Origin of the sequence: Plantactinospora sp. B5E13, from assembly GCF_039871775.1 — a bacterium.
In the GTDB taxonomy this organism is placed as follows: Bacteria; Actinomycetota; Actinomycetes; order Mycobacteriales; family Micromonosporaceae; genus Plantactinospora.
The window spans coordinates 20,144-41,534 of sequence record NZ_JBDPLT010000006.1 but is presented as its reverse complement, the minus strand read 5'-3'; the positions used below and the strand labels follow the sequence as shown (position 1 = coordinate 41,534).

The 21,391-nt window shown below is 71.4% G+C and carries 11 protein-coding genes; 7 read left to right on the top strand and 4 right to left on the bottom strand.

Annotated features, from left to right (window positions below; all coding sequences use genetic code 11):
- Positions 1–2: 2 nt before the first annotated feature.
- Genes ABGB05_RS07675 through ABGB05_RS07665 form a run of 3 tightly spaced genes read left to right on the top strand, consistent with a single transcriptional unit; the run spans position 3 to position 2,630 of the window.
- Positions 3–1,010: a hypothetical protein gene (locus tag ABGB05_RS07675; RefSeq protein ID WP_347652487.1), complete on the top strand. Its 1,008-nt coding sequence runs from the start codon at positions 3–5 to the stop codon at positions 1,008–1,010.
- Complete coding sequence (locus tag ABGB05_RS07670; protein WP_347652486.1) at positions 1,010–1,663, top strand: hypothetical protein; 654 nt, start codon at positions 1,010–1,012, stop codon at positions 1,661–1,663. Before ABGB05_RS07675 ends, ABGB05_RS07670 begins: the two co-directional genes overlap by 1 nt.
- Before the next feature lie 43 nt (positions 1,664–1,706).
- On the top strand, positions 1,707–2,630 hold the full coding sequence (locus ABGB05_RS07665; protein WP_347652485.1) for an inositol monophosphatase family protein: 924 nt from the start codon (positions 1,707–1,709) through the stop codon (positions 2,628–2,630).
- A gap of 164 nt (positions 2,631–2,794) precedes the next feature.
- Here the strand turns inward: ABGB05_RS07665 and ABGB05_RS07660 are convergent, their stop codons facing one another.
- Positions 2,795–4,096, bottom strand: a complete 1,302-nt coding sequence (locus ABGB05_RS07660) for an SLC13 family permease (RefSeq protein ID WP_347652484.1) — start codon at positions 4,094–4,096, stop codon at positions 2,795–2,797.
- 120 nt (positions 4,097–4,216) lie between these two features.
- Between ABGB05_RS07660 and ABGB05_RS07655 the strand changes: the two genes are divergently transcribed.
- Positions 4,217–10,054, top strand: a complete 5,838-nt coding sequence (locus ABGB05_RS07655; protein WP_347652483.1) for a TIR domain-containing protein — start codon at positions 4,217–4,219, stop codon at positions 10,052–10,054.
- Between the two features lie 153 nt (positions 10,055–10,207).
- Positions 10,208–11,398 carry a glycosyltransferase family 4 protein gene (locus tag ABGB05_RS07650; protein WP_347652482.1) on the top strand — a complete coding sequence of 397 codons (1,191 nt, stop codon included), beginning with the start codon at positions 10,208–10,210 and terminating at the stop codon, positions 11,396–11,398.
- Between the two features lie 33 nt (positions 11,399–11,431).
- On the opposite strand, the gene ABGB05_RS07645 is transcribed toward ABGB05_RS07650, so the two are convergent.
- Positions 11,432–12,694, bottom strand: a complete 1,263-nt coding sequence (locus tag ABGB05_RS07645; RefSeq protein ID WP_347652481.1) for a nucleotide sugar dehydrogenase — start codon at positions 12,692–12,694, stop codon at positions 11,432–11,434.
- A gap of 502 nt (positions 12,695–13,196) precedes the next feature.
- Between ABGB05_RS07645 and ABGB05_RS07640 the strand changes: the two genes are divergently transcribed.
- Both ABGB05_RS07640 and ABGB05_RS07635 read left to right on the top strand, forming a co-directional pair.
- A complete protein-coding gene (locus ABGB05_RS07640) occupies positions 13,197–13,508 on the top strand; it encodes a CU044_2847 family protein (protein ID WP_347652480.1) in 312 nt (103 codons plus the stop codon).
- A complete protein-coding gene (locus tag ABGB05_RS07635; protein ID WP_347652479.1) occupies positions 13,498–17,757 on the top strand; it encodes a trypsin-like peptidase domain-containing protein in 4,260 nt (1,419 codons plus the stop codon). Before ABGB05_RS07640 ends, ABGB05_RS07635 begins: the two co-directional genes overlap by 11 nt.
- 37 nt (positions 17,758–17,794) lie before the next feature.
- Here ABGB05_RS07635 and ABGB05_RS07630 read toward each other — a convergent pair whose 3' ends face one another.
- Together ABGB05_RS07630 and ABGB05_RS07625 are read right to left on the bottom strand one after the other, a co-directional pair.
- Entirely contained in the window at positions 17,795–19,234 is a 1,440-nt protein-coding gene (locus ABGB05_RS07630; protein ID WP_347652478.1) for a serine/threonine-protein kinase, read from the bottom strand.
- 153 nt (positions 19,235–19,387) lie between these two features.
- Positions 19,388–21,373 (bottom strand): hypothetical protein, encoded by a 1,986-nt coding sequence (locus ABGB05_RS07625; protein ID WP_347652477.1) that lies wholly within the window; start codon positions 21,371–21,373, stop codon positions 19,388–19,390.
- Positions 21,374–21,391 lie beyond the last annotated feature (18 nt).

Genomic DNA, 21,391 nt, shown 5'->3' with positions numbered 1-21,391 from the left:
CAATGGCGCGCCTTCTCAGCTGGGTCGCCAGCAACCTCGATGCCTTCTTCGGACTGGCCATCGCGCTGACCGTGGCCATCCTCGGAATCATCGACGACGTGCCGCAGGACGTGGTCAACAGCGTGATCCTGTTGATCCTCGCCCTGCTCGCCCAGGCCCTGCTCCGGGAGCGGTGGCGGCGGGACACCGCGGAGAAGGCGAGCCGCCGGATGCTGGCCGAGAGCAACACCCGGCTGGATCAGCTGCTGCCGCACCTGGCCCAGATCACCGCGGACGACGGCGTACTGGCCCGGGCCCGGTCGGCGATCAACAGCGCCTCGATGGTCCGGGTGCTCAACGGCGCGGAGGTCGGCGCGGCGCACGCCGAGGCCCGGGCCCAGACCGACCGGTGGCGGTTCCGGGGCGGCACCGGCACCTACACCCGCGCGGTCACCCTGCCCGAGTGCATCGAGCACGCCCGACGGCGCAACGGCACCCTCGACTTCGGCATCGAGATCATCGACCCGACGGACGAGCAGGTCTGCGAGCGGTACGCGCAGTTCCGGCGCAGTCTCTCGGCACGTCCCGACGCCACCGGAGAGCGGTGGACGGTGGACCGGACCCGCAAGGAGTCCTATGCCACCGTGCTCGCCGCCTGCTGGCACCAGCAGCGGTCCGGACTGCTCAACATCGACGTACGACTGTCCGGTCGGATGAGCACGTTCCGCTACGACCTGTCGTCCAGTTGCGTCATCATCACGCAGGAAAATCCGCAGACTCCGGCACTTCGCATCGATCGGCGGGAAATCTACTACCACCGTTATAGCATCGAGCTGCAGTACAGCCGCGAGCAGAGCCGTCGGGTCCCGATCGAACAGGCGAGGCAGGTGCAGCTGGACGACGAGCCGTCGGTCGAACAGACCCGCAGGCTCTTCGTGGCGCTCGGTCTGCCCCTCCCGCGCGCCTTCGGTGACCGGGAGGTCTCGGACATCATCGTGAAGGCGATCCAGGCGAGGAACCCCTACGAGTGATGAACTATCCCGAGCTCTACCAGGAGATCGGCCGTGGCACCGGCAGCCGGCGGGTGCACGCCTGGGTGATCGACGTGCTGACCGAGATCGCGGACGGTCGCCGTCAGCTGCGGGCCGTCCGCCATCCGCTCGGGTTCATCTGCCTGCCGATCGACCGCAGCGGCGACGACGGTGTCTGCGTCCACCTCTGGGCGGCGGACCGCCCCGCCACGGCACCGGTCACCTCGGGCATGCACTCGCACAGCTGGGACCTGCTCAGCCAGGTGCTCTACGGCGAGGTGCGCAACGAGATCATCGAGGTGACCGAGTCCGCCGTCGCGCCCACCCACCGGGTGCACGAGGTACGCAGCCGGGGTGACCTGGACGAGATACGGCCGACGCCACGACTGGTCCGGGCCCGGCTCGGCGCCGTGGAGCGGCACGCCGCCGGAGCCACGTACGCGTTGTCGGCCGGTAGCTTCCACACCTCCGAGGTGCCCGACGGCGCGGAGGCGGTCACCGTCGCGCTCGGCCGGACCGCACCCGGAACCCACGACCTCAGCCTGGGCCCACTGCACGGGCGGGTCGAACAGAGCCGACGGGTGCGCTGTGACGCGGTGGAGACCGCGCGGGCGGCCCGGGGGATCGCCGAACGGGTGGCGGCGCACGCATGACAGGTGACGAGCGGTAGACCCGCGGCGAGGCTGGAGGAGTCCGATGGCGCGTACCAGGACCAGGACGGGGACCCCACCCGATCTCCGGGAGGCCCGACGGTTCGCCGTCGAGGCGGCCACCGCCGCCGGGCACCTGCTCCGGGAAGGGGTACGCGGCGAGCTGAACGTCCGCGCCAAGGGCCCCGGCGACGTGGTGACCGACCTCGACTTCGCCGCCGAGCGGCTGCTCGTCGAACGGATCCGGGAACGCTTCCCGGCGCACGAGATCTTCGCCGAGGAGGGCGGCCGGTACGCGGCGGCCGAGGACACCTGGACCTGGCTGGTCGATCCGCTCGACGGGACCAACAACGTCGCCATCGGGTTGCCCGCGTACGTGGTCGGGCTCGCGCTCTGCGCGGACCGGGTGCCGGTGCTCGGGGTGGTGCACGACCCGGTCTCCGGGCGTACCTGGTCGGCTGTGCGCGGCCACGGTGTGGTGGTGCACCCCGGAACGACGGCGGACCTCGCGGCGGCCCCGGTACCGCTGCGGGTGCCGCACCGGCCCGTGCCGGCGGCGCCGGTGCTGGCCTGGACCCAGGGCCACGACGTACGCCGGGACGACAGCACGCTGCGGGCGTTGAAGGTGGTGCTGGACAGCACCGCCCGGCGGGTCCTGCAGCTCTGGGCGCCGCTGCTCTCCTGGGTGATGCTGGCCCGGGGCGACATCGACGGCATCATCGGCTACCGGCCGGAGGCGGTCGACCTACCGGCCGGTGTGCTGCTCGCCACCGAGTCGGGGATGGCGGTCCGTGCCCTCGACGGCGGCGAGTTCGACCCCCGGATCGGCGTCCCGGCCGAGCGGCGCAGTTTTGTGGCCGGCCCGCCGGAGAGCATCGACCGGCTGGTCAAGCTCGTCACCGCCGCCCAGTGGATCGAGCCGGAGATGCGCCGGCTCACCCCGGTCGACCCCGCCACCGTCGGCTGGTGATGTCGGAGGGAGTTGCTAACTTCCGCAGGTGACCTACCAGAACGTGCACCCGGTCCGGACCGTCCGCGCGTCGCGCCGGCACCGACGGACTGGACGACGGTCGGCAGACCTCGGCGCGGATGACCCTTTCCGGTCGTCCGGCCCGGGCCGGTGGCGCCGGCGTCTCAGGAGACGAGTAGCAGGGCGCCGACCGTGGCCGTCGTGCAGCAGACCGCGAGCACCAGGCCGGTGGCCATGAACCGGCCCAGTGGCACCCGTACGCCGTACGCGGCGCAGCGCTCGTACCAGATCAGGGTCGCCAGCGAGGCCCACGGGGTGGCCAGCGGCCCGACGTTCGTCCCGACCAGCAGGGCGAGCAGCTGGGTGTGGTTCGCCTCCGGGATCGCCGCCTCACCGGCGACGTACGCCGGCAGGTTGTTGACCACGTTGGAGAGCGTGGCCCCGGTGGCGCCGGCCCGGAACGCGCCCAGCGCACCCGGGTCGGCCCCGACCAGGGCGGTGACCAGTTCCTCCAGGCCGTACCGGCCGACCGTCTGCAGCACCAGGAAGAGGCCGGTGACAAAAACCAGCAACCGCCACGGGACCAGGGCCGGAGTGAGCCGCTCCCGGGCCCGGAACAGGAAGCCGACCAGCACGATACCGGCGGCGACCGCCGAGGCGAGCCCGATCTCGACCCCGAACAGGATGCCGGCGACAAAAAGCAGGCAGGCGGTGAGCGCCGTCCGGTAGAGGACCGGGTCGGCGGGAGCCTGCGGAGCCGGTGGTGTGAACCGGTCGGCACCGCGCCGGCCCCGCCGCCAGTACCAGCCCCAGAGCGCGACCATGGTGACGGCGATCGCCACCAGTTGCGGCAGCCACATCCGGGCGGCGAACGAGACCGGTTCCAGGTTCACCCGACCGGCGGCGAGAATGTTGGTCAGGTTCGACACCGGCAGCAGCAGGCTGGCGGTGTTCGCGAGCCAGACCGTGGTCATCGCCAGCGGCACCGCCGGGATGCCGAGCCGGACGGCGAGCGCGAGCATCACCGGGGTGAGCAGGACCGCGGTGGTGTCGAGGTTCAACGCGATCGTGGTGACCGAGGCGAAGAGTACACAGAGCAGGAACAGCGCGGGATAGCTGCCGCGCGCGGCGGCGGCCAACCGGGCGGCGATCACGTCGAAGACGCCGGCGGTCGCGGTCAACTCGGCGACGATCACGATCGTGCCGAGGAAGAGCAGGATCGGCATGATCCGGGCCATCGTGGCGTCGGCCTCGGTGGTCGGCAGCAGACCGGTCAGGACGGCGAGCACTCCGGCGACCAACAGCCCGACCGCGATCCAGTCGAGCACCCCCAGCCGCCGCCACCAGGGCCGACGTGTCGGATCGGGGACCGGCGGGGCAGGGGCGTCGGGCCGGCTCGGCGCGACGGAGTCGTCGGGTCTGCCCGGCGCGACGGAGGAGGACGGGCCGTCCTGGTCAATGCCCACAGGCCAGGATCTTAGACACCACGACGGGTCGCCCGGCGGGGCCGCAGGTGGCGTCGTCCGGCCCGGCCGCCGGCGTCGCGGGTACGCCGGAAAGCTCCCCGTCCCCGGCATACTGTCCGGATGGTAGGTCGCGTGCCGTCAGCCCGGGCCGAACGGCCCATCGACTTCTTCATCAGCTACTCGCCGGCGGACGAGCGCTGGGCGACCTGGCTCGCCTGGGAGTTCGAGGCGGCCGGCTACCGCACCATGTTGCAGGCCTGGGACTTCGTACCGGGCACCAACTTCATCGACTTCATGGACCGGGGCGTCCGGGAGGCGTCCGTCGTGGTCGCCATCCTCTCCGAGCGCTACCTGCGGTCGACCTACGGCAAGCTGGAGTGGCAGGCGGCACTCCGGGCCGACCCCACCGGCGTCGGCCACAAGCTGGTCACCGTCCGGATCGAGGACTGTCCGCTGGACGGACTGCTCGCCACCATCACGTACGTCGACCTGGTCGGTGTCGTCGACCCCGTCGAGGCCCGCAACCGGGTCCTCGGCCGGATCCGCCAGGCGCTCGACGGACGGGCGAAACCGGTCGAGGACCCGGGCTTCCCGGGGCGGCCCGGCAGCTCCGGCGTCGGGGTGTTGGAGCAGGTGGCGGCCGGGGCGAGGCGGGGGCACATCCGGTCCCGGCGGACCCCGATCAACCCGCCACCGTTTCCTCCCACGGTGAGCGCCGGACCGGGCACCCGTACGGCGGTGACCGTGCTGCAGGTCGCCGGGCCCCGGTTCGGCCGGGGACTGATCGAGCCGGGCGCACCGGTGACCCCGGGCGAGCTGCAGGAGAACATCATGGGGGAGCTCACCCTCCTGATGAACGACGGGGTGCCCCGGCCCGACCTGATCGTCGTCGCCGGCAACCTCACCGAGTCCGGCAGCGCCCGGGAGTTCGAGGACGCGTTGAGCTTCCTCACCGGCCTGCGGGTGCTGGTCGGGCTGGAGCCGCACCGGCTGGTGGTGGTTCCCGGCCCCCGCGACATCACCCGGGCGGCGAGCCGCGCCTACTTCGCCACCTGCGAGGCCGACGACGTCGACCCGCAGCCGCCGTACTGGCCGAAGTGGCGGCACTACGCCCGGCTCTTCGACGAGGTCTACCAGGGGCTGGACGAGCCGATCTTCGACAGCGAGCAGCCGTGGACCCTGTACGCGGTACCGGACCTGCAGGTCGTGGTGGCCGGGCTGAACTCCACGATGGCCGACAGCCACCGGGACGAGGACCACTACGGACACCTCGGTGAGGCCCAGGCCAGCTGGTTCGCGCAGTGGTTGCGGCCGTACCAGCAGACCGGGTGGCTGCGGCTCGGGGTGATGGCGCACACCCCGGGCGACGTCGACCCGTACCCGGTCGCGCCCGGCGCCGTCGCCGAGACCGCGCTGCGCGACGGCACCACCTTCGGCCGGCTCGTCGCGCCGATGCTGAACCTGCTGGTCTCCGGCGCCACGGCCCCGGGCAACACCGACGACCGGGACCTGCCGCTCGCCCCGGCGGTCACCGGCGGACGGGCCCAGGTGCTCCGGATCGGCGCGACCGGCCTGACCCGCTGGGTGCTCGGCCGGGACGACCGGTACGACGCCGGTGAGGAGATCCCCCGGCGTTGGTCGAGGGTCGAGGCGACCTTCGGCACCACCGGGCCGACCCAGGTGCCGGGTCAGCGTGGTTCGGGTCCCGGCGAGGCGACCGGGGTCGGTGCGGCCGGTCCGGAGTTGGCACCCGACCGGGGTGGATACCGGGTGGACGACCCCGACCAGGTCGTCGACCCGGTCGAGGAGCTGCTCGACCGGATCACCGAGGTCTGTGAGGCCCGGCACGACCGGGTGCTGATCCGGCGCATCGACGGGCGGCGCGCCGAGGGCGAGCGGCCGCACCTGTTCGTCACCTACCGCGAGGACGGCGTGGTCCGGCAGCAGCGGATCGGGGTGACTCTCGGGCCACCCGGCCCGGCCGAGATCGACGAGTTCGCCCGTCGGGTGCACGCCGCCAACCCGGAGATCGGCTCGGAACTCGTCTACGAGGGACCGCGGTTGCCCCGCGCCCAGTACGACGAGGCGCTGCGCCGGGGCGTACGGGTGGTGAACCTGACCGAGTTCCAGGGCCTGCTCGACCTGCGCGACTACGTCGCGGCGCAGACCGCGCGCCTGCAGGCCGACCAGCTCTACCCGCCGCAGTTGTACGTCCCCCAGCGCTACCGCCACCTGGTCGGCGGGGAGCAGGGGGTGCAGGAGGACGTGGTCGAGGAGCTGCTGGACCTGGTGACCGAGCCGGACGGCCGGTTCGTCCTGGTCCTCGGCGACTTCGGCCGGGGCAAGACGTTCGCGTTGCGCGAGGTGGCCCGTCGGCTGCCGACCGCCGCACCGGACCTGATCCCGATCCTGGTGGAGCTGCGCGCGCTGGACAAGGCACACTCGGTCGACGGTCTGGTCGCCGCCCACCTGGCCAACCACGGCGAGCAGGTGATCGACCTCAAGGCGTTCCGGTTCATGCTCCGGCAGGGCCGGATCGTGCTGCTCTTCGACGGCTTCGACGAACTTGTCGCCCGGGTCACCTACGACCGGGCCGCCGACCACCTGGAGGCGCTGCTGCACGCCGCCGACGGGGCGGCGAAGGTGGTGGTGAGCAGCCGTACCCAGCACTTCAAGACGACCTCCCAGGTCTTCACGGCGCTCGGAGAGCGGGTCGGGCTGCTGCCGCACCGTCGGGTGCTCACCATCGAGGACTTCACCCCGGGGCAGATCCGTACCTACCTACGGCACCGGTACGGCGGCGACGAGCAGGCCGCCCAGGAGCGGATGGACCTGCTGCGGGGGGTGCAGGACCTGTTGGGACTCTCCCGGAACCCACGGATGCTGGGTTTCATCGCCAACCTGGACAACCGGCGACTCGCCGCGGTGGCCGGGGCGAGCGCGTTCAGCGCGGCGGCGCTCTACCGGGAGATCCTGGCGTCCTGGTTGGAGTTCGAGGAGCGGCGCACCCGGGACGTGCCGGGGGTGCCGGTCAACCTCGGCCGCGGCGAACTCTGGACCGCGGTGACCCGGCTGGCGTTGCGGCTGTGGGAGAGCGGCGAGTCGTACCTGCGGCTGGCCGAGATCGCCGAGGTCGCCGAGACGCTGACCGACCTGGCCGACTTCCGGCTCTCCCGACAGCAGGCGGCGCACGCGGTGGGGGCGGGCAGTCTGCTGGTCCGTACCGACGAGGGGCTGTTCGGTTTCATCCACGCCTCGGTGGTGGAGTGGCTGGTGGCCAACGACCTGGCCGACCGGCTGAACCGGGGCGAGTTCCCGAACGCCCTGACCCGGCGTCCGCTCTCCCAGCTCACCGTCGACTTCCTCGCCGATCTCGCCGACGCGGCGCGCTGTGAACGGTGGACGGCGACGGTGCTCGCCGACGAGTCGGCGGGTGAGACGGTCCGGGCGAACGCGTTGCGGCTCAGCGCCCGGCTACGGCTGCCGGCCCGGGCCGACCTGCGGGGCGCGGTGCTGCGCGGTGAGGACCTCTCGCACCGGGACCTGGCCGGTGCCGACCTGAGCGAGGCGGACCTCGGCGAGGCCCGACTGGTCTCCACCAACCTGCGCGGGGCGAACCTGCGGGGTGCCCGGCTGGCCGGCGCGCGGCTGGACCAGACCAACCTGGCCGAGGCCGACCTGCGCGGCGCCGACCTCGGCGGGGCCCGGCTGCTCCGGGCCGACCTGCGGCAGGCGGCGGTACGGGGTGGCCGGTGGCACCGGGCGGCCCTGATCGACGTGGCGGCCGATCCGGCGCTGCTGCTCGCCCCGGAACTGCGCGGTGCGGTCGTCGCGCCCGGTCGGCCGGTGGTGCCCGGGCTGGCCCCGCCGGCGGTCGGGGTCGGATACGGCTTCGAGGTGGGCCGGATCCCGGACCCGGCGGCGTACAGTCCGGACGGTGCGACGCTGGCGGTCGGCACCGACGACGGCGGGGTGCTGATCTGCGACACCGCCGCCGGCCTGCCGGTGCGGACCCTGCAGGGGCACCGGAGCCGGGTCTACCTGGTCGACTACGACCTCGCCGGACACCAGCTGGTGACCGCGTCGGCCGACCTGACGATCCGGCTCTGGGACGCGGACCACGGCGACCTGCGGCACGTCCTGGAGGGGTTCCGGGACTGGGTCTGGCCGGTGACCGTGGACCCGGGCCGGGGCAGGCTGGCCGCCGGTGACGCCGCCGGGGTGGTCCGGATCTTCGACACCGCGACCGGCGAGCTCCGCCACGAGTGGCCCGGACACGCGTCGCCTGTCTGGACCGCCGCGTTCAGCCCGGACGGGACGTTGCTGGTGGTGGGGGACAGTGTCGGCACCGTGCGGGGCTGGGATACCGGCACCGGCGAACTCCGCTACGAGCACCGGGACGCGGAGGTCGGATACCGGTTGCGGATCGGTCCGGACGGCACGTCGCTGGCGGTCGCCGGGCAGGGCGGCCGGGTCCGGATCCGGGACGCGGCGACCGGCGCGGAACGGCTGGTGCTGCGGGGCCACGAGGCGGACGTCTACGCGGTGGACTTCGCCGCGGACGGTGGCCTGCTGGCCACCGGGGATACTTCCGGCCTGGTACGCCTCTGGGAACCGGCGACCGGGCGGCCGGTCCGGTCCCTGGCCCGGCAGGGCGGTGCCATCTACAGCGTACGGTTCAGTGGTGACGGTGCCACCCTGGCGGTCGCCTCCAGCGACGGCGGGGTGCGGCTGTGGGACGTGGCCTCCGGCCAGTTGCGGCACGAGCTGAGCCGGCACCGGGGTTCGGTCTGGCCGGTCTCCTTCCACCCCTCCGGCGAGCAGTTGGTGACCAGCAGCAACGACGGCACGACCCGGTTGTGGGACGTGGCCTCCGGCCAGTGCCAGCACACCCTGCGTGGGCACGGACGTCGGGTCACGTCGGTCGCCTTCCGGGAGGACGGGTCGACGTTGGCCAGTTGCGGCAACGACGGCGTGGTCCGGCTCTGGGACCCGCGCGGCGGGCGCTGCGTCCGGGAACTCGCGGGTACCGCGGACCGGCTCATCTCGGCCGTCTTCTGCCCGGGCTCGCCGCTGCTGGCCGCGGCCAGCGGTGACGGCGGTGTCCATCTGTGGAACGTGGAGACCGGGTTCGACGAGCGGGAACTCGACGTCGACACCGACCATGTCTGGGCGGAGGCGTTCAGCCCGGACGGTGACGTGATGGCCACCGCCAACGACGACGACACGGTACGGCTCTGGTACCGGACCACGGGCCGGCACATCGGCACGCTCACCCCGCACCGGGGTCGGGTCCGGTCGGTGGCGTTCAGCCCGGACGGTGCGACGATCGCGACCGGCTGCGACGACCGGCTGGTCCGGCTCTGGGACACCGCCACGGGCACCTGTCGGCTGGTCCTGGAGCACCACACCGACCGGGTGTACGCGGTGGTGTTCAGCCCGGACGGCCGGCTGCTGGCCAGTGCGAGCAACGACGGTACGGCCGCGGTCTGGGACACCGGGACCGGGACCCGGCTGCGGGTGCTCACCGCGCACACCGGTCGGCTCTGGACGGCCGCGTTCAGTCCGGACGGGACCCTGCTCGCGACGGCCGGCGACGACCTGGTGATCCGGCTCTGGGATCCGCGTACCGGGCGGCGGCACGGCATCCTGGCCGGGCACAGCCGGCGGGTCTGGTCGGTGGCGTTCAGTCCGGACAGCACCCTGTTGGCCAGTGGCGGCGACGACGGCACGGTACGGCTGTGGGACGTGGTCGACCCCGAGCACGCGCAGCCCCGGCTGACCCTGCTCGGCCTGAAGGACGGCTGGGCGGCCCTGAGCCCGGACGGCCGGTACAAGTTGGAAGGTGACAGCGTCGGACAGTTCTGGCACGCCGTCGGCACCTGCCGGTTCGAGGTCGGCGAACTCGACGCGTACCTGACCCAGGTACGCCGACTGCCCTCCGAGGCACCTTTCTAGACGCTCGTCGTCACGGTCAGTAGTTTCCGCTGATCACATCCGGAAATGTGTCCATAGGCGGTATAACGGACCAAGAGTGAATTTCGGGCATCTCTCCTGGTTGGTGGGAACCACCGCCGACCGGGGATGCCGGGACTCGCGAAAGGTCTGAGAATGCGACCACTTCGGGTGCTGCGGATCATCTCCCGGATGACCGTCGGGGAAGCCGCCCCGCAGGTCGGTGCCCTGCTGCGCGGCCTCGACCCGGACCGCTTCGAGCAGCGGCTCTACGCCGGTCCGGTCGAGCCGGGCGAGCCCGACTACCGACGGCTCCGGGCCGCCGACGTACCGGTCCGGCTGCTGCCGGAACTCCGCCGTACGGCCCGGCCGACCGACCGGCTGCGGGCACTGTCCGCCCTGGTCACGGCGATGCGCGAGTTCCGGCCGGACCTGGTGCACAGCCACGATCCGCTCAGCGGCGCCCTGGCCCGGGCTGCCGCCCTGGCGTGCCGGGTGCCGATCCGGGTGCACAGCTACCACGACCATCCGCTGGCCGGGCGTCGGTCACCGACCACCCGGTACGCCACCGGCCTCGAGTGGGCGCTCGCCCGGACGACGTCCGCCCTCGTCGCGGTGAACACCCAGGTCCGCGACGAGCTTCTGGCCGCCCGGATCGGCCGCCCCGACCAGTACACCGTCATGCCGCCGGGAGCCAGCCTGTCGCCCGTACCGGACCGGGTCGAGGCCCGCCGTCGGCTGGGACTGGCGGGGACCGGACCGGTGGTCGCCTCGGTGGGGGCGGTCACCGCGGTCAAACGACCCGACCGGGTGCTCACCGTGGCCCGCGCGGTCCGCCGACGGGTGCCGGACGCCCGCTTCCTGTTCTGCGGCGAGGGCGACCACCTCGCCGAGACCGTCGCCGCCGCCGAGGCCGACAACCTGGCGGTGACCTTCCTGCCCTGGCGGTCGGACGTCGAGACGGTCTACGCCGCGGCCGACGTCGTGCTGCTGACCTCGGACCACGAGGGCACCCCGCTGGCCGTGATCGAAGCCGCCCAGGCCGGCCGGCCGGTGGTCGCCACCGACGTCGGCGGGGTGGCCGAGGTGGTCCGGCACGAACGGACCGGGCTGCTCTGCGACCGCCGGGACCTCGACGGCCTGTGCCGTGCGGTGCTGCGGCTGCTCGGTGACGCCGAACTGCGGGGGCGGATGGGGCGGGCGGCGGCGGCCGACACCCGGGAGGCGTTCGGAACTCCCCGCCTGGTGGCCGCCACCCGGGACCTCTACCACCGGCTCGCCCTGGCCCGGGGCGGATGGGCCCCGGAGTACGTGGAGCCCGTACCCACGCTGGCCCGCTGCCGCTGAACGGCCTACTGCCGGTGGTGGTGACGCGGTGGGTCAGAGACGTTCCACGTCCGGCCCGGTGCACCGGTTGCGGCTGTCGAAGACGTACCGGGCGGTCCGGGTGACCATGTCGTAGTCGAGACCGTCGTGATCGGTCACCACCACCACCGCGTCGGCGGCCCGGACCTCCGCCTCGGTCAGCTCGACGACGGTGACCCCGGCCGGGACGGTGCCCGGATCGGCGTACGGCTCCACCGCCCTGATCCGCGCTCCCAGGGCGAGCAGTCGGTTGGTCACGTCGACCGCGGGGGAGTCCCGGAGGTCCCCGGTGTTCCGCTTGTAGGCCAGCCCGATCACCAGCAGGTTCGCGTCCCGGATCGCCCGCCCCCGGGCGTTCAGGCCGGCCATCACCCGCTGCGTCACGTACTCGGGCATCGCGTGGTTGATGTCCCCGGCCAGCTCGATGAACCGGAACTGCCGGCCGAGCCGACGTTTCACCTGCCAGGACAGATAGCACGGGTCGATCGGCAGGCAGTGCCCGCCGGTGCCCGGCCCCGGGGTGAAGGACATGAAGCCGAACGGCTTGGTCGCCGCGGCCCCGATCGCCTGCCAGACGTCGATGCCGAGTGCGTGGCTGAACACCGCGAGCTCGTTCACCAGTGCGATGTTGACCTGGCGGAAGGTGTTCTCGATCAGCTTGGTCAGCTCGGCGACCCGGGTCGAGTCGACCGGCACGGTCCGCTCCACGATCCGGCGGTAGAACGTGTCGACCCGGCTCAGTGCCGCCGCGTCGAGACCGGAGACCACCTTCGGGGTGTTCTCCAGGCGCCAGGTCCGGTTGCCCGGGTCGATCCGTTCCGGACTGTAGCCGAGATGGAAGTCGCCCGGGCTGCGCAGCCCGCTGCCCTGTTCCAGCACCGGCCGGAGCAGCTCCTCGGTGGTGCCCGGGTACGTCGTCGACTCCAGGATGACCGTGCAGCCGGGGCGGACGTACGGGCCCAGCGCTGTTCCGGCCTGCTCCACGTAGCTGAGGTCGGGTACGCCGTCCCGCAGCGGCGTCGGCACGCTGATCACACAGACGTCGAAGTCCTTCGCGTCGGCGTAGTTGCCGGTCGGCAGGTACCGCCCGGTGGCCAGGGCGGCGGTGAGCCGGGCGTCGGTGATGTCCTCGACGAAGGAGTGCCCGCTGCCGAGCTGCCGGATCCGGCTGGCGTCGACGTCCAGTCCGACCACCTCGAGTCCGGCCTCCACGGCGGACACCGCGAGCGGAAGGCCGACGTACCCCTGGCCGATGACAACGAGCTTTTCCCTGCTCATCTGGGCTCCCACGGTGGGCGACAACGTGGTGCACACCATAGGATGATTTATCAGTGATCACATTGGAAACGCGGATAAAGGGAACTATCTCGCGTTATCAGGTCAGCGGACGCCGTGCCGGGTCGGCGACCGCCCCTCTTGATGGGCGGTCGTCATCGAATCCCACCGCGTAGGCAGCATGGCGGCAAGCTGGTTGGCGACGCTCCGGAACCGGCCCGCCGCCACTCGCCCCCGGTCCTTTCCACGTGGTCTCGCCCACCCGGTCCTGGGCCGTCGTACCGGGGTAGCAAGCCGGTGGCCGAGCGGCTTGGCCTGGGCGACCTCGGGGACGTCGTTTTCGATCAGCCAGGTTTTGTGGCTGTGGCGCGGGTTGTGCGCTATCGGTATGGTGCGGCCGTAGTCGTCACGTCACAAGGGCGATCGGGTTCGAGGATCGTGGCATTGGCCTGGGGAGGCGTCGTTGACTGGTCGTTCGGTGGTAGTTCCCGTCTCCGTGGCGGGTGTGGAGCTTCAGGTCGAGGTGGCCCGTCCGGTTGGTTCAGAGGAGACCGGGCGCGGGGAGATGGTGCGCGACGCCGTGACGGACGCGTTCGATCGCGCCCAGGACGCTATTGTCGCGGTGGCGAAGTCGACCGTGGGCACCATCGCACAACTGGGTAAGCAGTCGTTGCGGCCCGACGAGGTTGAGGTCAAGTTCGGATTGAAGTTTTCGGCGCAAGGCAGCGTGATCGTCGCGGGTGTGTCGAGCGAGGCGACTCTGGAGGTGGCACTGACGTACCGCGCTGCGGCGGAGCACAACCTCGATGATGCCTGACGAAAGGGTTCCGGGGTTCCTTGGCCGGGTTCTCGATGTGGCGGGCCGCCCCGAAGGCACATGTTTTCAGGTAGCGCCCGGCGTGTTCGTCACGGCCTGGCATGTGCTGCGGAACATAGGCGTGGGCACGGCAGACACCGGAGATATCGGTGGCGTGGTGCAGGTGGATCCGTTGGCTGGTGGGCACGGCTTCGCGGCGCGGATCGTCAACGTCGACCGGGTGCACGACCTCGCCGTGTTGCGCGCGGAAGGCAGGCTTCCTGCGGTCGCACCGGGCGTGGCGGCCACGGATGCCGTCGAGCTTCGGGCCGAGGTGGTGGTCACCGGCTCGGTGGATCTGCCGGACTTTCAGGAGTATCGCTTCCTGGACGCGCCAGGGCATTGGGCGGGTGGTACGACCCGGGACGGGGTACGGCTGGGTCGGTTGACGGCTAGCGCGGTGATGCGGGGGATGTCGGGTGCCCCGGTGCGGGGTGCCGATGGCACGGTCGTGGGTGTCGTGTCGGCCCGGTACAACACCAATGACAACTGGGGCCGGGACACGGTCTGGGTCGCGCGAACGGAAGACCTGGCACCCCTGCTGCGCGATGTCGGTGTCGAGCCGCGGCCGAGCGAGAAGGCCGAGTACGTCGAACCGCCCGTACCAGGTATTTGCCCTTATCCCGGCTTGTCCGCGTTCACCGCGGGGCAGGCCGAGTGGTTTTTCGGCCGCGAGGAGCTGACCGCGAAGCTGGTCGATCGACTGGTCGTGGCCAGGGATCGGGGATTGCCCTTGCTCGTGGTAGGCGTATCCGGCTCGGGCAAGTCGTCCTTGTTGCAGGCCGGTCTCGTGCCGGCGTTGTCGCGCGGCGACCTCCCGATTCCCGGTTCGGCAGATTGGCCACGGATCCGGCTGACGCCCGGTTCGAGGCCGCTGACCGAATTGGTCAGCCACATGGCGGTTCTGGCGGGCAGTTCCGTCGGAGCCTTGGTGGACGAGGTACGGGACGCCCCGATCAGGTTCGCGGCGCTGGCCCGCCAGGCGGCGCTCGCGGACGCGGGTAGGAAGGGACTCGACCGTGCCGGGCCGGTGGTGTTGATCGTCGACCAGTTCGAGGAGATCTTCACGCTCTGCGGCGACGCCACCGAACGGGCTGCGTTCATCGCGGCCCTGCGGGCGGCGGCCGACAGCGTCGCCGGCGACGAGACCACCCCGAGCGCGCTGGTGCTCGCCAGCCTGCGAACAGATTTCTTCTCCGCCTGCGCCGAGGAACCGGGCCTGGCCGAGATCCTTCAGGACAACCAGTTTCTTGTCGGTCCGATGACGATCGCCGAACTGCGGAGCGTCGTGGAAGGACCCGCAGTCGTCGTCGGTCTCGACATCGAGCGGGGCTTGGTCGATCGGGTACTCGAGGACGTCGTCGACGCCGCCGGTCACCAACCGGGTACCCTGCCGTTGCTCGCGTACGCGCTGGAGGCCACCTGGAACAAGCGGCGCGGCAACACCATGGCCCTGGCCAGCTACCAGGAATCCGGTGGCGTTCGGGGCGCGATCAGCGAGGCGGCGGAGAGGCTGTTCACCTCGTTGTCCGAGCCGGAGCAGAAGATCGCCCGGCGGATGTTGCTGACGATGGTGGCTGTTGGTAACGGTGTCGATGACACCCGTCGAAGGGTGCCGAAGTCGGAACTGGCCGGTGGTGGCGACGACTCGGTGACCGTGCTCAACCGGTTGGTCGCCACCCGGCTGGTAGCCCTGGACAAGGACACCGTCGAGATCGCCCACGAAGCCCTGTTGCGTGCCTGGCCACGGTTGACCACCTGGCTCAGCGAGGACCGGGCAGGTCTCATCGTGCACCGCAGGCTCACCGATGCGACCAACGACTGGCTGAGCCTGGATCGGGACGGTGGCAGCCTGATTCGGGGTGCTCGGCTGGCCGACACCCGGGCGTGGCTGGCCGAACGCGACGACCGCCTGACCGGCCTCGCGGACGTGGAACGTGAGTTCGTCGCGGCAAGCGAGGCTGCGGAGGAATCCGCGCGCGAAACCGTCCGGCGCAACAACCGGCGACTGCGTCGTGGGGTGGTGGGGCTCGCGTTCCTGCTCGTTGCCGCCCTGGTTGCGGGCGGGCTGGCGCTGTGGCAACAGCGGGTGGCGGACGAGCAACGGTACCGGGCCGAGCAGCAGCGAGCCGTCGCGCTGTCCCGGCTGCACTCGTCGGAGGCGCTGGCCACCCGCGACAGCGACCCGCGCCGATCGCTGTTGCTGGCGATAGCGGCATGGCAGGCCGCGCCGACCGAGGAGTCGCGCGGCGCCATCCTGAGTGCACAGGGAATTCCCTACCGGGGCGTGCTCGGCCCCGTCGCGGCCCGGCTGTTCGACACGGCTCTCAGTCCGGACGGCACGCTCGCCGCGTTGGCGGCATCCGACGGCTCAGTGACGCTGTGGGATACCGAAAGTCGCCGACAGGTCGCCGAGTTGACCGGCGCGGACGGCAACCTGCCAATCGTCGAGTTCAGCCCGGACGGCAACATACTCGGCACCGCCCACGCCAGTGAACGAGCCGAGCATCGGCTGCGGTTGTGGGACGTACGCACCCGCGAACTCATTCGCAGCCTGCCCGGCGACGCCGTCAGTATGGCGTTCAGCCGGGACGGGACCTCCATGGCAACCGCATCCCGGAGCGAACCCAGCATCGTGTTGTGGGATGTGGCGAGCGGACGGCGGGTGCGTACCTACGACAAGGGCAGCGGCACCGCGTTCGGAGTCGCGTTGAGCCCGGATGGCTCGCTGCTCGCGGCGGGTGGCGGCGACAACAGCGTCCGGGTCTGGCAGACCGCCACCGGACGCCGGGTGGCGGTTCTGGACGGCCACGAGAAATACGTGACGAGCACGAGTTTCAGTCCGAGCGGCCGGCTGTTGGCCAGTGGCAGCGCCGACGGCACGGTGCGGTTGTGGGACGTACGCGCCGGCCGGGCCGCCAGCGTTCCGATACTGCGCCCACCCGGCGGAAACGAGTTCGTCAAGGAGGCGGTGTTCAGCCCGGACGGGCGACACGTGATCGCCGGTATGAACCGAAGCAGAAGCGTTCAGTGGTGGAGGGTTGTCGACGGTGCCGCCGTCCGCTCGTTCGTCGGACACACCGAAGGCGTGGTGTCGGTCGGGTTCAGTCGGGACGGACATACGGTGCTCAGCGGCAGCCTCGACCGGTCGGCGATTCTGTGGCGGGCGCAGACCAGGGTTATCGACCAGTCCCACGCACCCACTGCCGTGGCGTTCAGTCCGGACCGACGTCTGCTGGCCTTCACGAGAGGCAGCGTGGTGACGCTCTGGGACCTGGCCAAACAGTCCGTGGTCCGTGAGCTGAACACCGGCGTGGTCACTTCGCTTTCCTTCAAACCGGACAGCGCCGCGCTGGCGACGGCGGGCGCCGACGGAACCGTACGCCTGTGGAATCTCGCGACCGGACAGGCGGGTAGGCCCGGCGCCACCGGAGATGGCACGGTGCCCTACGCCGTCCAGTACAGTCCGGACGGCAGGGTCTTGGCGGCGTTCGGTGGCCCGTCCCTGGACGCGATAAATTCGGGCGACGTCACGATTCTACGTCTTCGGCTGGTGCTATGGGATCTCGCCAGCCCCAACTCGCCACCGGTGCTGATAACGTACGAACCCGACGACGTGTCGCACGACCCCTATCCGGGAGGCAATATCGACTTTTCCCCGGATGGGAGTTTGCTCGCCGTACCGTTGAGCAACGGGACGATCGAGCTGCGCGCCCCGCGTACCGGTGATCTCGTCGACACCCTGAATGGCCGTCACGGATTTGCCAGTGCGGTGGCGTTCAACCAGGACGGTACGCTCCTGGCCAGCGGTGGTAACGACCGGAAGCTGCGGCTGTGGGACGTCGCCAGCAGAAAAGAGGTCGGCGGTGCGTTGAGCGGGCATGGCGGCGCCATCAGGGGAGTTGACTTCCTGCCGGACGGCGACACACTTGCCTCGGTCAGTGACTATGACGTCTCGCTGCGTCTGTGGGAGGTGTCGACACAGCGATTCTTGGCGGCGGTACGCACCTCCACCTCTTCGAACGCTCTTGCCGTGCAACCCGACACCGGTCTGATCGCCGTTGCCGGCGTGTATTCGCAGATCAATATTGTGGATCCCGACCCCGACCGAGTGGTGTCCGACGTCTGCGCCGCACTGCATGGCACGCAGACGGTTGCCGAAGCGTGGAAAGCCATCGGCAACGATCCGGACCAGGCCCCACGGTGCTGAGCTGTGGTGCGTGGCTGGAGGCCCGGGTTCCTGAGCGCTAGCCCTGGTTCGGATTGACCTCACCACTGGGCGGATCGGCGGGACCGCCGGTCGTCGGTGCTGGCGTGGTCGGCTCGGCCGGCGTCGTCGGCGCCACGGTCGGATCGGTCCCGGGCCCGGGGTCCGGGCTGGACGGGCTCGCGCTCGGCGTCGGAGTGGGGCTCTTCGAGCGGGTCGGCCGGCCCGGTTGATTGTTCTGGCCCTCCGACTCCGCGCTCCTGGTCTCCTCCGGTTGGCTCGGCTGCGTACTGGGGCCCGCCGTGACCGTCGGCGACGTCGGCAGGTTCGTCGCCGGGGCGCCGTCGGGCCACTGGATCGCGATCAGGGCGGTGACCGCCGCCGCGACGATCCCCACCGCAGCGGCGACCCCGGCCAGGGTCAGCGGGCCGACGCCGGACCGCTCCGGTCGACCGTCGTCGCCGGACGCCACCACCACCGGATTGTCGGCCAGGGTGTGCGATGGCCGCCCGGTTCGTCCGGCGGGCGCCTCACCGGCGCCGTCCGGCGCCGCACCGGCGATGGCCACAACCGGTGCCTTGTCCGCCTCGGCGTCGTCCCCGCCGGCACCGCCGACGACGGCCAGCGCGGCGGCGTCGGCCTCGGTCACGGACGGGTGGCGGGCCGCCGCCCGGGCCGCCCGGGCGAAGGCCGCGGCGCTCGGATAACGGTCGGCCGGCTCCTTGGACAGTGCCCGACCGATCAGGGCGGTGACCGCCTCCGGCACGGTGTCGGGCAGCGGTGGCGGCTGCTCGTGCAGGTGCTTCACCGCCACCTGCAGCGGGGTGTCGCCGGTGAACGGTGGGCTGCCGGCGACACACTGGTAGGCGACCGCCCCCAGGGCGTAGATGTCGGTGGCCGCCGAGACCGGCCGCCCGGAGGCCTGCTCGGGCGCCATGTAGAGGGCGGTGCCGGGTACCGCGTTCGAACTGGTGATGCTGGTTATCTCCACCGAGCGGGCCACTCCGAAGTCGAGCAGCCGGACCGTGCCGTCGGCCTGCACCAGCAGGTTGCTCGGCTTGACGTCCCGGTGCACGATCCCGCGCAGATGCGCCGCGTGCAACGCCTGGGCGACCTGACCGACCACCCGCAGCGTCTCGACGAGTCCCAGCCGTCCGGCGGCCCGGATCCGCTCGGAGAGCGGTTCGCCGTCGACGTACTCCATGACCAGGTAGTCGGCCCGGCCGGTCGGCTGGTCGTCATTGCCGTAGTCGTAGACCTGCACGATTCCGGGGTGCCGGAGCGCGGCCAGCATCCGCGCCTCGGCCCGGAACCGGGCGATGAAACCGGGGTCGGCGAGCAGCGCCGGCAGCAACACCTTGACCGCCACCCGGCGACCCAGCACGACGTCCGTGCCGCGCCACACGTCACCCATCCCGCCGGTGGCGACCCGCTCGTCGAGACGGTATCGGCCGCCCAACACGACTCCCGATTCCAGCACGTGCACACCGTACCCAGCAGTCGCTTCCGGTACGCAATCGTGCCGGCCGGGTGGCCACCGGGTGACCGGCCGGTGTCGGTACGGGGTCCGCCCGGGGTCGTCCCGCGCGGACCCGGACCGTACCGACGGTGGGCGTCACCTCGCCCGGCGCAGCTACCCGGCGGTGATGCTGGTGAAGGTGTACGTGGCGGCGCCGATCCGCAGGGTGGTGACGACCGGCGCGTCGGCGTGGCGGGAACTGGTGTGCCGGACCCGGAGCTGCTGCCCGTTCTCGACCACACCCGGCCTGCTGCTCCAGCCCCCTCGGGTCTGGTACTCGCCGTTGACGACGCTGACCGGTGTCGGCCCGGCCAGGCCCGTCACCGTCCACTTCCCGCTGCTCACCGTCTTTCCCCGTTTGACGTCGGTCGCGTCGGGGAACGGCGCGACGTCGAAGACCTTCCGGCACATCTCGACGAACGCGGGCCAGCCCGGGGCGTCGACATGGCCGGCGTTCTGCCGCCGGTAGCCGATGTACCCGTCGGTGAACGCCTGGTCGAACGGCGGGGTGCCACCGATCGACTCGCCCGGGCCCGAGGTGAACTCCGTGCCCGGCGGGACGACCAGTCCGTCGACGCCGACCAGGTTGTAGACCGCGGTGGCGTGGACGCCGGCCAGGTACATGCCCCGGGGGTCGGCCCAGGCGTCGTTGTTGTTGCCGCCGGTGATGTACACCACGCGCGGCGCGGCCAACGCCACCATCGAGTGTCCGTCGACACTCATCAGTTCCAACCTGCGGGGCTTGTAGGTGCCTTTTTTCGCCAGGCCGACGCCAGGGTTCTCCGGATCGTCGACCAGCGGACCCATCCACCTGAAGTAGTTGCCCGCCATCCAGTGGTACTCCAGGCTCTCGCCGGCGTTGTCCGGGTAGTCGCCCTCCACCTCGAGGTCCTGCCCCCAGTGCCGGCGGTTCATCCGGGCGCCGAGGGAACCGGACGAGCTCGCGTACGCCGCCTTGATCCGGGGGTCGTACGCGGCGGCGACGGTGGCGGCCTTGCCGTACCGCGAGTGCCCCTGCACCCCGATCCGGTTCGCGTCGACACCGACGTATCCGGTCGGCGCCGCGAAGAAGTCGATCAGACGGCTGATACCCCAGCTCCAGGCGGCCAACGTGCCCCAGTCGCCGGGCTTGCGCCAGTTCCCCTTGTTGACCAGCCCGATGAGGTAGCTGGAGAGGTTGGCCCCGCCCCGGTCCGGCTGGAGCTGGGCGTTGGCGAACCCGAAGATGCCCCACCCCTCGGGTCCGAGGTTTGACCACCGCCCCGTGCCACCGAAGACGACCACCACGGGGACCGTGGCCCGGGCCTCGTACGCCGCCCGGGGTATCCGGAGCGTGCCGAAGATCCGTGGCGCGTTCCGCACCTGCGGGTAGCCGGACGTGTCGAGGTTGCCGGTCACCGTCCGCTCGGCGTACGCGACGCCGTCCGCCTCGCCGTAGCTGACCTCGCCGAGTTCCCAGGTGATCCTCGGCCAGCGTCGGCGGTCCGGGATCCTGCCGTACAGCTCCTCCCGGGCCGCCTGGAGGATCTCCGGACGGCGTTTGTCCCACCAGTCGTCGGCGGTACGTACCGGGGTGCCGTTCTTCGTTGTCAGCAGGTCGATCGGGGTGTACTCCCAGCCGTCGACCTCGGGGTTGTCGCCGGTTCCGACGCCGATCGCACCGTCACCGGTCGCGTCGTCGTAGCTTGTCCAGAGCCCGAACAGCGCCCCCCGTCGCATGGGGTGCCCGCAGGAGTCGAACCAGAGCCGGTCCTCGGGTTTCCCGGTCACGTTCGGAGGACGGTTCGGGTCGTCGAGCCACGAGGAGCGCAGGGTCGGCAGCGTGATACCGAGTTGGCAGAGCATCTGGTCCCGGTCCTGGACGGTACTGGTCGACGCGGTCGGGAGAGCCCCGAACCGGCGCACGCACGCGTCCGCGGCGGCCCCGCCCCGCCTGTCGGGGCTCGCCGCGGCGGGTGTCGGGCCGGCCGCGTGCGCGACCGCCACGCCCAGCGGTGAGACCCCGACGGCCCGCAGCAGGGTCCGTCTCGAGGTGCCCCGGGTGCCGTCGGTGTCCGCACCGGCGTTGTGGCGTCGGTCCGGCTGTTCCGGATTCTCCATTGGTTCACTCCTGTCGGA